This window comes from Ruegeria sp. CDSA236, from assembly GCF_059611285.1.
In genome coordinates, this window is record NZ_JBXWPG010000002.1 from 225,640 (window position 1) to 240,601 (window position 14,962).

Sequence of the window (14,962 nt, forward strand, 5' to 3'; positions counted from 1 at the left end):
CGCAAGGAAAATCTTAAAAGCTTGTGAACAAGCCGTGAACAAAGCCTTTCCCTTTGCGCCCATCCGGCGTAGTTTGAGAGTATGAGCAGTTTTGACGAAATGGACGCCTTCGAGGGCGCATCGCTGTCGGCGCGGGCGATGCCTGCGGTGGCTGCCGACTATTTGAACGAACTCAACCCGGCACAGCGCGAAGCGGTCGAGCGGCTGGACGGTCCGGTTTTGATGCTGGCAGGTGCCGGCACGGGCAAGACCAAGGCACTGACCGCGCGGATCACCCATCTGCTCAGATCGCATCGGGTACGCGAGAACGAGATTTTGGCCGTGACCTTCACCAACAAGGCCGCGCGCGAGATGAAAGAACGGGTCGGGCGCATGCTGGGCCGACCTGCCGAAGGGATGCCGTGGCTGGGAACGTTCCACGCGATCTGCGTCAAACTGTTGCGCCGCCATGCCGAACTGGCGGGCCTCAAGTCGAATTTTACTATTTTGGATACTGATGACCAAAAGCGCTTGCTCAAGCAACTGACTCAGGCAGCCAATATCGACGACAAACGCTGGCCTGCGCGGATGCTGGCCGGGATCATTGATGACTGGAAAAACCGCGCGCTGACGCCAGATAGGGTGCCTGCTGCGGATGCCGGAGCTTATAATAACAAAGGCATTGAGCTTTATGCCCAATACCAGACCCGCCTGCGTGAGCTGAATGCGGTGGATTTCGGCGATCTGCTGTTGCACGTGGTGACGATCTTTCAAACCCACCCGGATGTGCTGGAGCAATACCAACGCTGGTTCCGCTACATCCTTGTCGACGAGTATCAGGATACCAATGTCGCCCAATATCTCTGGCTGCGTCTGCTGGCCGGGGGGCATAAGAATATCTGCTGTGTTGGCGATGACGATCAGTCGATCTATGGCTGGCGCGGGGCTGAGGTGGGTAACATCCTGCGGTTTGAAAAGGATTTCCCCGGCGCTTTCGTGGTGCGGTTGGAGCAGAACTATCGCTCGACCCCGCATATTCTGGCGGCGGCTTCGAACGTTATTCGGGGCAATGAAAGCCGGTTGGGCAAAGAGCTTTGGACCGACAGAGAAGAGGGTGAAAAGGTTCGCCTGATTGGACATTGGGATGGTGAGGAAGAGGCGCGTTGGATCGGAGAAGAGATCGACGCGATGCAGGGCGGGACGCGTGGCGTGCGCCCGATGAACTTGGACGAAATGGCTATCCTCGTGCGCGCGTCGCACCAGATGCGCGCGTTCGAGGATAGGTTTCTGACCATTGGGATGCCCTACAAGGTGATTGGCGGGCCGCGGTTTTATGAGCGGATGGAGATTCGCGATGCCATGGCCTATTTCCGGCTGGTGGTCAGCCCCGAGGATGATTTGGCGTTTGAGAGGATCGTTAACACGCCCAAGCGCGGCCTTGGTGACAAGGCGCAGCAGACCATTCAGGTGGTGGCGCGTGAAAACGGGGTGTCCCTGGTCGAAGGGGCGCGGATCGTGGTCGAACAGGGGCTGATCAAGGGCAAGGGTGGCAAGGCGCTGCGCGAGTTGACCGACGGGCTGGCTCGGTGGAATGCGATGACACGCGGACCACGGATCGAAGTGGATGATGACACCGTCATTGATGACGGGGTGTCTCCGATCCGCTATGGCGCGCCCGAGCGCACGCATATCGAACTGGCGCAGATCGTGCTGGATGAATCCGGCTATACCGCCCATTGGCAGAATGAGAAAACGCCCGAGGCGCCGGGCCGGCTGGAAAACCTCAAGGAACTGGTCAACCAACTGGACAATTTCGAGAACCTGCAAGGGTTTTTGGAACATGTCAGCCTGGTCATGGACAATGAAAAGGAAACGGATGGGGCAAAGGTCTCGATCATGACTCTGCATGCGGCCAAGGGGCTGGAGTTTCCCGCCGTGTTCCTGCCGGGTTGGGAGGACGGGTTGTTCCCGTCGCAGCGGTCGATGGACGAGACCGGAATCAAGGGGCTCGAAGAGGAACGGCGTCTAGCCTATGTGGGCATCACCCGTGCCGAAGAGGTCTGTACGATTTCCTTCGCCGCCAACCGCCGGGTGTTCGGGCAATGGCAGAATTCGATGCCATCACGGTTTATTGACGAACTGCCCGAGGAGCATGTCGAGGTTCTGACGCCTCCGGGGCTCTATGGCGGGGGGCAGCCGTCGGCCGGGATCGAAACCCGCGCGGCTGAGGCAAATGTCTATAACTCACCCGGCTGGAAACGGCTGCAGGCGCGGCAGGGACAATATGGCATGTCGCAACCGCGCGAAACCCGCAACACGGTGATCGACGCAACCGCGGTGGCAAGTTTCACGCTGGGTGAACGGGTGTTTCACAAGAAATTCGGCTATGGCGCAGTGGAGGGCATCGAGGGCGACAAGGTTGAGGTCGCGTTCGACAAGGCGGGCACCAAGAAGGTTGTTGCCCAGTATCTTTTTCCGAAGGACGACGTTCCGTTTTAACCAAAAGGAATGCGCCTGACGGCGCATGCTCAATGTTTTGAAAGGCGCCTGGGTGGGCGCCTTTTTCTTTGGGGGAAACGAAAAACGGCGGTTCCCAGGGAGGAGGAAGGAAACCGCCGTTCTTTTCAACACCAAGGCAGGGAGGAGGAGAGCCCCGATGTATCCGAACCCGGGTTTGATCCCGGTATGAGGAAGACGCGGCGACGTCAGGGAGGAGGAGAGACGTCGCCGCGTACTTTCAACATCAGGGCAGGGAGGAGGAGAGCCCCGATGTATCTGCTTCCGGCGTTCAGGGCCGGTATAAAAGGCGGCAACGTCAGGGAGGAGGAGAGACGTTGCCGCAGATTACAGACCCAAGGGAGGAGTAGGGTCTGATCTCTGTATTGCTGTGCGCTTAACGCGCGAATTGTTCTTCTGCGGCCTGCATTGCCAGCCGACGGATCATTGAGCGGTGCAGGCCCAGGTCGGCCAACTCGCGATCGGACAGCTCGGACAGTTCGTTAACCGTCTGGCGGTAGGCCCGATAGCGTGCAAACCGGATCTTTGCGGTTTCGATCATCGAAGCCAGGCCGAATGCCGGAGCGCTTCTCAGAGCGGTTTGTTGTGTTGCTACACCCATCTGCGTAACCCGTTTCGTGTGTTGGTGCCGAAGTGTTTCGGCGTTTGCTTGAGGATGAAAATAAGCAAATGCTGCGATTGCACAATAGTTGACGTCGTCAATGCTGCTATGCAGCAAATGCATGGATATCAAAGAGTTGAATGTTGGCAATCGAATATGCCTTAAAAATATGGGTTTGAGTTGCGCCAAGGGTGTCGCTTCTAATGCGGTTCCACTGAAAACCATAGGATCGTGACGTAAGGTCCGATTGCTTCGGTACGGTTATCGAAGAAGCCGAATGGCTGTGGTCGTGCGTATATGGGAAATCGTGGGTTCAGGTGGTTTTTAGTAACTTGGGAGTGCGTGGGAACCGAGCCACCTTTGTTGATTCGTAGTTTGGAATGGAGGATTTGCTGGCTCTATCTACCGGGAATCGATGAAAGTGAAAAAATGTTGGGAATTCATGGGATGCTCATAATTTCTCTGATTTGTCTATATATGGTTGCTTTGAGGTAGTTGTGTTCTAATTCTGGTGTATAAATAGAGTTTCCATTCATTTTCTTATCGATTGCATTGTGAGTTGGGACGTGAGTGTGAGAAATTTTCTATTGATTTCCATGAATTCCCATGCCATCCCTTGGTTATCCGATGAGGACGAGGCACATGGGGCGCTAAACGACCCCGAACCAATAAAATCAGGTTTCATACAGGCATCTCGCTTTCATCAATCAAGAGATCCGGCGCGCGGGCGAGCAGACATCCCCCCAGGTGGCGCGCGCAGCTGGACATCCCGCAAAGCGGGTCAATGCGGCGGGTTGATCAGTGGCAGCAGATCAACCCGCCGTTTTAATTCTGGGGGGAGTGAGAATTTCAAGTGGGGCGCAAGCGAAAGGGACAGTCGTCTTGGCGCGCAGGTTTAGAGGTGAAAGCCACCATAAGGTGGACACGAAGGGCAGGGTCTCGATCCCGGCCTCGTTTCGCCGTGTGCTTGAGGCTTCTGACCCCAACTGGCAGCCCGGTGACAATCCCGAACTTGTAATTGTTTATGGCGACCACCGGCGCAAATTCCTTGAATGCTATACCATGCAGGCGATTGACGAAGTTGACGCCAAGATTGATGCGCTTCCACGGGGTTCAATGCAGCGGAAGACACTGCAGCGCATGTTCCACGGACAATCCTTTCCGACAAACGTGGATGAGACCGGGCGTCTGGTTCTACCCGCCAAGCTGCGCAGCAAGATTGACCTAGAGGGTGAAGCCTTCTTTATTGCCGCTGGCGACACGTTCCAGATCTGGAAGCCTGAAACCTACGAGTCTGATGAATTGGCGGCCGCCGAGGAATGGCTGGATGATCAACCCGAGGATTTCGATCCTTTGGTGTTCCTAGATGGCGTCGGGGACGCGTGACGGCATGGCCGGTGCGCAAACCTCTTCTGACAAACCACATATTCCGGTATTATTGCGCCCTTTGCTGGCTGCGGTCTCTCCGGTGTCGGGTGTTTGGTTGGACGGAACCTTTGGTGCCGGGGGATATACTCGTGGCCTGCTCGAGGCAGGCGCGGACAAGGTCGTTGGCGTTGATCGTGATCCGCTGGCCTTTGAAATGGCCGCGGACTGGGCCAAGGGCTATAGTGATCGGCTGGTGATGCAGCCCGGCGTCTTTTCGCGTCTGGACGAATACGCGCAGAACTTGGACGGGGTGGTGCTGGACCTTGGGGTTTCCTCCATGCAGCTGGATTTGGCCGAGCGTGGCTTTTCCTTTATGAAGGACGGCCCGCTGGACATGCGCATGAGCCAGGACGGCGAAAGCGCGGCTGATCTGGTCAACACCGCAAGCGAAGCGCAGCTCGCCGACATCCTGTTTCACTATGGTGAAGAACGCGCCAGCAGGCGAATTGCCAGGGCTATCGTCAAGGCGCGGGCGGAAGAGCCGATCACAACCACCTTGCGGTTGGTGGGGCTGATCGAATCCTGCCTGCCCCGGCCAAAACCCGGCCAATCGCATCCAGCCACACGCAGTTTTCAGGGGCTGCGCATCGCGGTGAATGCTGAATATGAAGAGTTGTTCCAGGGCCTCATGGCCGCTGAACGCGCGCTGAAACCGGGTGGGCAGCTGGCTGTTGTTACGTTTCATTCGATCGAAGACCGCATGGTCAAGCGGTTCTTTCAGTCGCGGGCGGGCAAAACCGGCCGGGCCAATCGCTATGCGCCCGAAATTGAGCAGGACCTGCCGCAATTTACGCTCAAAACCCGTAAGGCAGTGGGGCCGGACGAGCAGGAATTACAAGAAAATCCGCGTTCGCGCTCAGCCAAGCTGCGTGTTGCTGTGCGCACCGAGGCTCCGGCGGGGGAAATTGAAGCCCGCGCCATTGGGATGCCGCAACTAGGGGGAAGGGCAAAATGAAGAGTGTATTGTATGTGTTGACTGCCTTGGCCGTGTTCGGGGTGGCCCTTTGGGCGTATCAAGAGAACTACCGCACCCAGCAAGTTGTGAAAGAGACGCAAACACTGCAACGAGAGATCGGCGCGGCGCAGGTCCGACTGGCCGTTTTGAATGCGGAATGGGCTTATTTGAACCGTCCTGATCGTCTTCGAGAGCTGGCGGATCTGAATTTTGAACGTCTCGGCCTGCTGCCCTTGCGAGCTGAGCAGTTTGGACGCGCGGATCAGGTTGCCTATGCCGAGGATCCGGATCTTCCGATTGTCGATCCCATCGAATTGCAGGCGATAACCAACATTAAGGCGTTGGGAGAGGTGCAATTCCCATGACGCGCACGCCCCTCCGCCCTCTGGCCCGTGTCCTGGATGCGCGCGCACGCGGTGAAAACCCCAAGGTTATCGAGCGCGAAAACATCCAGAAGCGCCATGAAGATATGAAGGATAGGGCCCGCGCTCGGGCCGAGGGCCGTTTGCTGGTGCTGGGTCTTTTCTTCTTTTGCGCCTTCTCGGTGGTTGGCGTTCGGATGGGGATGCTTGCGACATCCGAGGCGCAAGAACCCTTGGCCAACGCCCCCGGTGCCACAATCGCGATGCAGCGCGCCAATATTGTTGACCGCGAAGGGCGCATTCTGGCCACCAATCTGGACACCTATTCCGTCTATGCCCAGCCGCCGTTGATGATCGATCCGATTGCCGCCGCGGATCAACTGGTGGCAATCTTCCCGGATTTGGAAAAAGACCGTCTGATCAAGGATTTCACCGGCAACCGCAAGTTCCTGTGGATCAAAAAGCGCATCTCGCCCGAGCAGAAGCAAGCCGTGCATGACATCGGTGATCCAGGTATTCTGTTTGGGCCCCGCGAAATGCGCCTTTACCCGAATGGCAAGCTGGCAGCACATATCCTTGGCGGGTCAGGTTTTGGGCGTGAAGGCGTGAGCGCTGCCGAGGTGATCGGCGTGGCCGGGATTGAAAAGCAGTTCGACGATTATCTGCGGGACCCTGCCAACGGAAACAAGCCGCTGCAACTCTCGCTGGATCTGACCGTACAGGCCGCTGTCGAACAGGTGCTTTTTGGTGGCATGAAGATCATGAACGCCAAAGGCGCCTCAGCCGTTTTGATGGATGCGCATACGGGCGAGGTCATCTCGGCGGCGTCGCTGCCATCCTTTGATCCCAATGATCGCCCGCGCCCCCCGACCTCGGGGTTCGATCCATCGGACAGCCCCTTGTTCAACCGCTATGTGCAGGGCGTGTACGAGTTGGGATCGGTGTTCAAAATATTCACCGCCGCGCAGGCAATTCAGCTTGGTCTGGTGAATTCTGAAACGATCATCGACACCTCGGGTCCGATGAAAATCGGTCGTTTTCCGATTGGTGAGTTCAACGGCAAGAATTACGGCAAGATCAGCGTGGCGGATGTGATCGTTCACAGCTCGAACCGGGGTACTGGGCGTCTGGCGCTGCAAATTGGCGCGCAGCGGCAACAGGAATTCCTGCGTTCGCTGGGCATGTTCGAACCGACCCCGTTCGAGATTGTCGAAGCAAAAGGCGGCGAACCGCTCAAGCCCAAGAAATGGGGTGAGCTGAGCACAGTGACCATTTCTTATGGCCATGGCTTGTCGACCAGCCCGATGCATCTGGCGGCGGGATATGCGGCGATTGCCAATGGCGGATATTATGTCAGCCCGACCATTTTGCGCCGGAGCGGGTCACAATATGGCCCGCGCGTGATGTCTCTGGGGGCGGCGACGCAGGCGCAGAAGATGCTGCGCAAGGTTGTCACCGATGGCACCGCCAGCTTTGGCGATGTCGTCGGCTATGACGTGGCAGGTAAAACCGGTACGGCAGACAAACCGAAACCGCGCGGTGGGTACTATGATGACAAAGTCATCGCCACTTTTGCGACGATCTTCCCGGCCTATGATCCGAAATACGTGCTGATCGTCACTCTGGATGAACCTTCCATCGTGGCCTATGGCGAAAAACGCCGTACAGCAGGGTGGACAGCCGTACCTGTGGCTGCGGAGCTGATCGGGCGTGTCGCGCCCTTGTTGGGATTGCGCCCCCGGCTTGAGCCTGAGGCGCGCGCTGCTATAACGCTGACCTCGAATTAGGCGTCCGGCGAAAGGTGGGTCATGGGCACTAGGACTAAGAAACTCAGCCAACTGGCCCTGACCGCACGTGCGGGTGCAAACCCTGAGATTACCGGGTTGGCCGTTGATAGCCGCGAGGTCAAAGACGGTTATCTGTTTGCGGCACTTCCGGGAACGCGGGTCCATGGCGCAGAGTTCATTCAATATGCTCTGCGCATGGGGGCCGCCGCAATCCTCACCGATGCCGAAGGGGCCGAGGTCGCAGCGGGCGTGCTTGCGGGGACGGATGCCGCGCTGGTGGTGGTTGAAGACCCAAGGCAGGCGCTGGCAGGATGCGCAGCACTGTGGTTCGGAAAGCAGCCTCAGACCATCGTGGCTGTGACGGGGACCAATGGTAAAACCTCTGTCGCGACCTTTGTCCGCCAAATCTGGATGGAACTGGGTCATGCCGCCGTCAACCTGGGCACAACCGGGGTCGAAGGCGCATGGACGGCCCCTTTGGCGCATACAACGCCCGAACCGATCACCCTGCATCGGTGTTTGGCCGAAGCGGCTGAGAACGGTGTGACACATGCCGCGATGGAGGCATCCTCGCATGGTCTCGAGCAGCGCCGCCTCGACGGGGTACAGTTGGCAGCAGCGGGTTTCTCGAATTTCACCCAGGATCATCTGGATTATCACGAAACCTTCGAGGCGTATTTTGCCGCCAAAGCAGGACTTTTCGACCGCGTGTTGCCTCAGGACGGCACGGTTGTGGTCAACATGAGCGATCCAAAGGGTGGGCAGGTTCGTCGTATCGCTGAAACCCGTGGGCAAAATGTGCTGACCGTTGGATTGGGTGATGCAGATCTGTGTCTGCTCAATCAGCGCTTTGATGCAACCGGGCAGGATCTGCGGTTTTCGTGGCAGGGTAAGGTATATCAGACCCGATTGAACCTGATCGGTGGGTTCCAGGCTGAAAACATCCTGCTGGCATGTGGGCTGGTGATCGCTGGTGGCGAAGATCCCACGCGTGTTTTCGAGACCCTGCCGCACCTGACGACGGTCCGGGGACGGATGCAACTGGCTGCGACGCGTGAAAACGGGGCTGCTGTGTTTGTCGATTACGCCCATACGCCAGATGCTGTGGCCACGGCACTCAAGGCTTTGCGCCCTCATGTTATGGGCCGGCTGATCGCCGTCATCGGTGCCGGCGGAGATCGTGATGCGACCAAGCGCCCGCTGATGGGCAAGGCTGCGGCCAATAACGCTGATGTGGTATTTGTCACCGACGACAATCCCCGCACCGAAGACCCAGCTACTATCCGTACTGCGGTGATGCTGGGCGCGCCCGAGGCAACCGAAGTGGGTGATCGTGCCGAAGCCATCCTGCGCGGCATAGATGCCCTGCAACCGGGTGATGCGCTGCTGATCGCCGGTAAAGGGCACGAGACAGGCCAGATCGTGGGCGATCAGGTTTTACCTTTCGACGACGTAGAACAGGCCAGCATCAGCGTGGCCGCCCTCGATGGGAGGGTGGCATGACGCTCTGGGCTGCGGCTGAGGCTGTTGCGGCCACTGGCGGGCGTGCCACCGCCGATTGGCAGGTCAATGGCGTATCCATCGACACCCGCACATTGCAGCCCGGAGATCTGTTTGTTGCGCTGAAGGCGGCGCGCGATGGTCACGACTTTGTGACGCAAGCGCTTGAGAAGGGCGCAGGCGCAGCGCTGGTCTCGCAGATACCCGAAGGCGTTTCCCCGGACGCGCCGTTACTGATCGTCGAGGACGTGCAGACCGGGCTTGAGGCGCTGGGGCGGGCGGCCCGCGCGCGGACAGAGGCGCGCGTGATTGGCGTGACCGGGAGTGTCGGCAAGACATCGACCAAGGAAATGCTGGCCAATATTCTGGAAACGCAGGGGAAAACCCATGCCAGCGTTGCCAGTTACAACAACCATTGGGGTGTGCCGCTGACGCTTGCCCGGATGCCGCGCGACACTGAATTTGCCGTGATAGAAATCGGGATGAACCACCCCGGAGAGATTGCTCCGCTGGCGCGTCAGGCCCGCCCGCATGTGGCCTTGGTTACCACCGTCGCGGCAGTCCATCTGGAAGCATTCGAGTCCGTCGCAGGTATAGCGAAAGAGAAAGCCGCGATATTCGAAGGGTTGGTCCCGGGCGGTGCGGCCATCGTGAATGCGGATATCGAACACGCCGACATCCTGCGCCAATACGCAGATGAGGCCGGAGCAGGGATCGTCGATTTTGGGCGCGCTGCGTCAGATTACGTGCTGACCGATGTTGCGCAGAAACCGGACTCGGTCCATGCAACGGCCAGGGTCGACGGAAAAGCCATCTCCTTTGATGTGCAATCAGCAGGCACTCATTTTGTCATGAATGCACTTGGGGCATTGGCGGCCTGCGTTGAACTTGGTGTCGACCTGAACGAAGCCATCGCAGGCTTGGGCAACTGGTTGCCGGTAAAAGGTCGCGGCGTTCGCGAGCAGATTTCACTGGCGGATGGTGGTCAGGTCGAATTGCTGGACGACAGCTATAACGCCAACCCAACTTCGATGAAGGCTGCCTTGGAAGTTTTGGCCGCCTCACAGGGCAGGCGCCGGATCGCGTTTCTGGGTGATATGAAAGAGCTGGGCGCGCAAGAGATCCCCATGCATGCAGCGATGGCGAATGTCGCGGCTATGACGCAGATGGATCAGGTTCACTGCATTGGCCCGCTTATGAAAGCGCTTTACGATGCGTTGCCAGCGGAAAAGCGCGGACTTTGGTTTGAGACCAGCGTTGAGATGGCTGAACGGCTGCCAGAGCTGATCTGCGCAGGCGACACTGTTCTGGCCAAAGGATCACTCAGCATGGCGCTGGCGCGAATTGTTGACGGTTTGCGGGAAATGGGGCAAGGGGACGCGCTTGAGCCATGATCGCCGCACGGGAAAGGTATTGATATGCTCTATTGGTTGACCGGCCTGTCGGACGGAGGGGATTTTTTCAACCTCTTCAGGTACATCACGTTCCGGGCAGGCGGTGCCTTTATGACAGCGCTGATTTTCGGGTTTATTTTTGGCAAACCGCTGATCAATGTTCTGCGTCGCAAGCAGGGCAAAGGGCAACCGATCCGGGATGATGGCCCCGAGGGGCACTTTTCCAAGGCGGGTACGCCGACCATGGGCGGCTTGCTGATCGTGGGCGCGCTTGTCACATCGACACTGGTTTGGGCACGGTGGGACAACCCCTATGTCTGGATGGTCTTATTCGTAACGTTGGCCTATGCCGCCATTGGGTTTGCAGATGACTATGCCAAGGTCTCCAAGCAAAACACCAAAGGTGTTTCTGGAAAAATGCGGTTAGGACTTGGTGTGATTATCGCGGTTCTGGCATCTATTTGGGCCACGATGCACCACCCTGAGTCGCTGCAGAATCAGCTTGCGGTACCGGTGTTCAAAGACACGCTGCTTAACCTGGGGATATTCTACATTCCCTTTGCGATTGTCGTGATTGTTGGCTCAGCAAATGCGGTGAACCTGACCGACGGGTTGGACGGTCTGGCGATCATGCCCGCAATGATCGCGGCATCGACCCTGGGGATCATCGCCTATGCGGTGGGCCGGGTCGACTTTACCGAGTATCTGGATGTGCACTACGTTCCCGGAACCGGTGAGATATTCATCTTCACCTCGGCCCTGTTCGGCGCTGGCCTTGGGTTTCTATGGTACAACGCGCCGCCTGCGGCCGTGTTCATGGGCGATACCGGATCGCTTGCCTTGGGCGGCGCTTTGGGAGCGATTGCGGTGGCCACCAAACACGAATTGGTCCTTGCCGTCGTCGGAGGTCTGTTCGTGGTCGAAGCGCTGAGCGTGATCATCCAAGTGCTGTACTTCAAACGCACAGGACGCCGCGTGTTCCTGATGGCGCCGATCCATCATCACTATGAGAAAAAAGGCTGGGCCGAACCCACCATCGTGATCCGGTTCTGGATCATTTCTTTAATCCTGGCGATGATTGGGCTTGCGACGCTGAAGGTCCGGTAAGGCTCCCGCCAGGTTCGGAGGACAGCCGGCCCGCCGCCTCCTGTTGGGCCGGGCTCGCGCTGCGCACAAACCTGCTGTCGATCTTGCCAATGGCAGGTTCATCTGTGCAGTGTGTCGGCGCATTTGAAGTCGAAAGAAGGTGGGAAATATGATCCCGGTCAAAGGGTTTTCAGGACAGAAAGTTGCGGTTCTGGGGCTGGGTCGGTCTGGCCTGACCACGGCGCGCGCCTTGCGGGCCGGTAAGGCTGAACCCGTCTGCTGGGATGATAATCCGGCTGCACGCGCGGCGGCTGAAGCCGAAGGGTTCACATGCCGCGATCTAGGCCGTCACGGGGCGTTTGATGATGTCGCCACTCTGATCGTGTCGCCGGGGATCCCCCATCTGTACCCAGAGCCTAACCCGGTTGTGGCGGCCGCGCTTGAGGCCGGGGTACCGGTGGATAACGATATCGGTTTGTTTTTCCGCTCGTTCGCTGGGTCGGAATGGGACAATCTCGATACTCCGCCCCGCGTGGTCGCGGTGACCGGGTCGAACGGGAAATCAACCACCGCCGCACTTATCCATCATATCCTGACCGAAGCTGGCCGTGAGTCGCAGCTGGCGGGGAATATCGGCCGAGGCGTTTTGGACATTGATCCAGGGGGCAATGGCTCGGTCGTGGTGTTGGAGTTGTCGAGCTATCAGACAGAGCTTGCGCGGTCGCTGACACCTGATGTGGCCGTTTTCACCAATCTGTCACCGGATCATCTGGATCGTCACGGTGGCTTGGGGGGCTATTTCGCCGCCAAGCGCCGTCTGTTTGCCGAAGGTGGCCCTGACCGTGCCGTGATCGGCGTGGATGAGGATGAAGGCGCCTTTCTGGCTGGTCAGCTGGCCGAAGCGCCGACGGATGACCGGGTGATCCGTATCTCAGTTGCCCGCAAGTTGACCGGACCCGGATGGCAGGTATTTGCGCGCAAAGGGTTCCTGTCGGAGTATCGCAAGGGGCGACAGGCGGGGTCGATTGACCTGCGCGAGATCAAAGGTCTGCCCGGTGCACATAATCACCAGAATGCCTGTGCCGCCTACGCCACGTGCCGCGCGTTGGGGTTGGCCCCTCGGATCATTCAGGATGCTTTGCACAGCTATCCGGGCCTGCCGCATCGCAGTCAGATCATCGCCGAAGCGGATGGGGTCACCTATGTGAACGATTCAAAGGCGACCAATGTCGACAGCGCAGTAAAGGCGTTGAACGCGTTCAAGAAGGTCCGCTGGATCTGTGGCGGGCTTGAGAAAGAGGGCGGGTTGTCTGCACTCAACTCAGCCAGTGAACATGTGCTCAAGGCTTATGTGATCGGGCGCGAAGCTGCCGGATTTGCAATGCAGTTACAGGCAGATACCCTGGTTTGCACCACAATGGCAGAAGCCGTTGAACAGGCAATGAACGACGCGCAGTCGGGCGAGACGATTTTGCTAGCCCCTGCCGCAGCCAGTTTTGATCAATATGACAATTTCGAACAACGCGGTGAGGATTTTGCCGAACAGGTTCGCAAACGGCTTTAGGACACGCCATTTGCAATAGATCGCCGGTTGGGCCAAGCTGAGAAGCTATCAGCTTGACGCGCCATATTTTTTGGTTTTGCTACCCGTCAAATTCAACACGAGGTTATGACTATGCCATATCGTAAGTTTTCCCTGATCCTGCCTGCCATTCTGATTGCGGGTGCCTGCACCAACACTGGCGCAAACTACCAGCCGATCATCGATGGTCCGGTTGGCCCTAATTACAACGTTGATCTGCAGCAGTGCCAACAGCTTGCGGCATCGCAGGCATCTGTTGATGGCACCACGGCCGGGAATGCAGCCATCGGCGCCGTTGGCGCAGCCGCAGTGACCGGGATCGTACAGGACAGCAGCGATAATCTGGGCCGTGCTGCAGTTGCAGGTGCGTTGGTTGGCGCCGGTGCGGATGTGATCAACAAGAACCAGAACAAAGAAGTGTTGGTGCGTAACTGCATGCGTGGCCGTGGGTACAACGTCGTCGGCTAGTGCCGCGCAAATACCGTGTCGGCTAACCACGACTGGCGATTGCAGTTCCAGCGGCATGGCCTGAGGACCATGCCCATTGGAAATTGTACCCGCCCAGCCAACCGGTGACATCCACCGCTTCACCTATCGCATAGAGGCCGGGGACATCCCTGGCCTCCATCGTTTTTGACGACAGATCATCGGTGTCGATGCCGCCCAGCGTGACCTCGGCGGTGCGATAGCCTTCGGTCCCGGACGGGGTCAGATGCCAGTTCGACAGGGCCTCGACCAGGTCCGAAAGGGCGGTGTCCGATTGGTCGGCCAAATTGCCTTGCATGGGAATGTGTTGGCTCAGGAAATCGACCAATCGCGCGGGTAACTGCCGGGAAAGTTCAGTAGTCAGGGCTTTGCGTCCGCTGTTTTGGCGCTGATCTCGCAGCAGGTCGAACAGTGGCATATCCTGGATCAGGTTGACCCGGATCGCCTCACCCTCGCGCCAGTATGAGGATAGTTGCAGCGCAGCTGGTCCGCTGAGGCCGCGATGGGTGAAAAGCAAAGCCTCGTCAAAGCTGGTCCGGTCGTTCGACAGCCGCGTCGGCAGCGAGACACCGGACAGGTCCTTGAATCTGCCGTCGGTAAAGGTGAACGGCACCAGAGCCGCGCGTGTCTCGGTCATCCGCAATCCAAACTGGTGTGCGATGTCATAAGCCAGACCCGTCGCCCCCATTTTAGGGATCGACTTGCCACCCGTGGCCAGAACCAGATTGGTGCAGGTCAGGGCATGACGCTGTCCCTCGCGTTCAACCGTCAGCGCGAAACCAGTGTCGGTTTTGCACAGGTCCTTCATCTCGGTCCTTACCCACAGCTCGGCCCCGGCGCGCTCTATTTCATCCAGCAACATTTGGATGATCTGTTTCGAGGAACCGTCGCAGAACAGCTGTCCCAGTGTTTTCTCGTGCCAAGCGATGTCATGACGCCCGACCATTTCAATGAAATCCCACTGCGTGTAGCGCGCCAATGCGGACTTACAGAAATGCGGGTTCTGAGACAGGAAGTTGCCCGGCCCGGCATACATATTGGTGAAATTGCACCGCCCGCCGCCCGAGATGCGGATTTTCTCACCCGGCGCCTTCGCGTGATCGATCACCAGAACGCGCCCAACGCAATGGGCTGCACACATCAAGCCAGCAGCACCGGCGCCCAGGATGATCGTATCATAAGTCATGCTCGGGGGATGGCGTGGAATGACTGGGATGGCAAGGGGGAGACGTAAACGCGCGCTGCAAACGTCTGTCCGTGACTGTGGCTCCGTCCTCTGATTGGT

The 14,962-nt window shown here is 58.3% G+C and carries 12 protein-coding genes; 10 read left to right on the forward strand and 2 right to left on the reverse strand.

Annotation, left to right across the window (positions count from 1 at the left end):
* The first annotated feature begins 81 nt into the window (after positions 1-81).
* On the forward strand, positions 82-2,478 hold the full coding sequence (locus tag AC2FLB_RS05145) for an ATP-dependent helicase (RefSeq protein WP_496708768.1): 2,397 nt from the start codon (positions 82-84) through the stop codon (positions 2,476-2,478).
* A 394-nt stretch (positions 2,479-2,872) separates the two neighbouring features.
* Here the strand turns inward: AC2FLB_RS05145 and AC2FLB_RS05150 are convergent, their stop codons facing one another.
* Positions 2,873-3,097, reverse strand: coding sequence for a DUF1127 domain-containing protein (locus AC2FLB_RS05150; RefSeq protein WP_496708769.1), 225 nt, complete (start codon positions 3,095-3,097; stop codon positions 2,873-2,875).
* 918 nt (positions 3,098-4,015) lie between these two features.
* Between AC2FLB_RS05150 and mraZ the strand changes: the two genes are divergently transcribed.
* The 9 genes from mraZ (at position 4,016) to AC2FLB_RS05195 (ending at position 13,659) form a co-directional block, all read left to right on the forward strand.
* A complete protein-coding gene (gene mraZ / locus AC2FLB_RS05155) occupies positions 4,016-4,483 on the forward strand; it encodes a division/cell wall cluster transcriptional repressor MraZ (protein ID WP_246097158.1) in 468 nt (155 codons plus the stop codon).
* 4 nt (positions 4,484-4,487) lie between these two features.
* Positions 4,488-5,480: a 16S rRNA (cytosine(1402)-N(4))-methyltransferase RsmH gene (rsmH, locus tag AC2FLB_RS05160; protein WP_496708839.1), complete on the forward strand. Its 993-nt coding sequence runs from the start codon at positions 4,488-4,490 to the stop codon at positions 5,478-5,480.
* On the forward strand, positions 5,477-5,845 hold the full coding sequence (gene ftsL, locus AC2FLB_RS05165) for a cell division protein FtsL (protein WP_496708770.1): 369 nt from the start codon (positions 5,477-5,479) through the stop codon (positions 5,843-5,845). The genes rsmH and ftsL overlap by 4 nt, the downstream gene beginning before the upstream one ends.
* The gene (locus AC2FLB_RS05170; protein WP_496708771.1) at positions 5,842-7,629 is read left to right on the forward strand and encodes a peptidoglycan D,D-transpeptidase FtsI family protein; all 1,788 of its coding nucleotides are present in this window, start codon (positions 5,842-5,844) and stop codon (positions 7,627-7,629) included. The genes ftsL and AC2FLB_RS05170 overlap by 4 nt, the downstream gene beginning before the upstream one ends.
* 21 nt (positions 7,630-7,650) lie before the next feature.
* Positions 7,651-9,132: a UDP-N-acetylmuramoyl-L-alanyl-D-glutamate--2,6-diaminopimelate ligase gene (locus AC2FLB_RS05175; RefSeq protein ID WP_496708772.1), complete on the forward strand. Its 1,482-nt coding sequence runs from the start codon at positions 7,651-7,653 to the stop codon at positions 9,130-9,132.
* Positions 9,129-10,523, forward strand: coding sequence for a UDP-N-acetylmuramoyl-tripeptide--D-alanyl-D-alanine ligase (locus AC2FLB_RS05180; RefSeq protein ID WP_496708773.1), 1,395 nt, complete (start codon positions 9,129-9,131; stop codon positions 10,521-10,523). The genes AC2FLB_RS05175 and AC2FLB_RS05180 overlap by 4 nt, the downstream gene beginning before the upstream one ends.
* A 24-nt stretch (positions 10,524-10,547) precedes the next feature.
* Positions 10,548-11,630, forward strand: a complete 1,083-nt coding sequence (gene mraY / locus AC2FLB_RS05185; protein WP_496708774.1) for a phospho-N-acetylmuramoyl-pentapeptide-transferase — start codon at positions 10,548-10,550, stop codon at positions 11,628-11,630.
* A 148-nt stretch (positions 11,631-11,778) separates the two neighbouring features.
* Positions 11,779-13,173, forward strand: coding sequence for a UDP-N-acetylmuramoyl-L-alanine--D-glutamate ligase (gene murD, locus AC2FLB_RS05190; RefSeq protein ID WP_496708775.1), 1,395 nt, complete (start codon positions 11,779-11,781; stop codon positions 13,171-13,173).
* 111 nt (positions 13,174-13,284) lie between these two features.
* Positions 13,285-13,659: a glycine zipper family protein gene (locus tag AC2FLB_RS05195; RefSeq protein WP_246097157.1), complete on the forward strand. Its 375-nt coding sequence runs from the start codon at positions 13,285-13,287 to the stop codon at positions 13,657-13,659.
* Positions 13,660-13,681: 22 nt separating this feature from the next.
* On the opposite strand, the gene AC2FLB_RS05200 is transcribed toward AC2FLB_RS05195, so the two are convergent.
* A complete protein-coding gene (locus AC2FLB_RS05200; RefSeq protein WP_496690899.1) occupies positions 13,682-14,863 on the reverse strand; it encodes a BaiN/RdsA family NAD(P)/FAD-dependent oxidoreductase in 1,182 nt (393 codons plus the stop codon).
* Positions 14,864-14,962 lie beyond the last annotated feature (99 nt).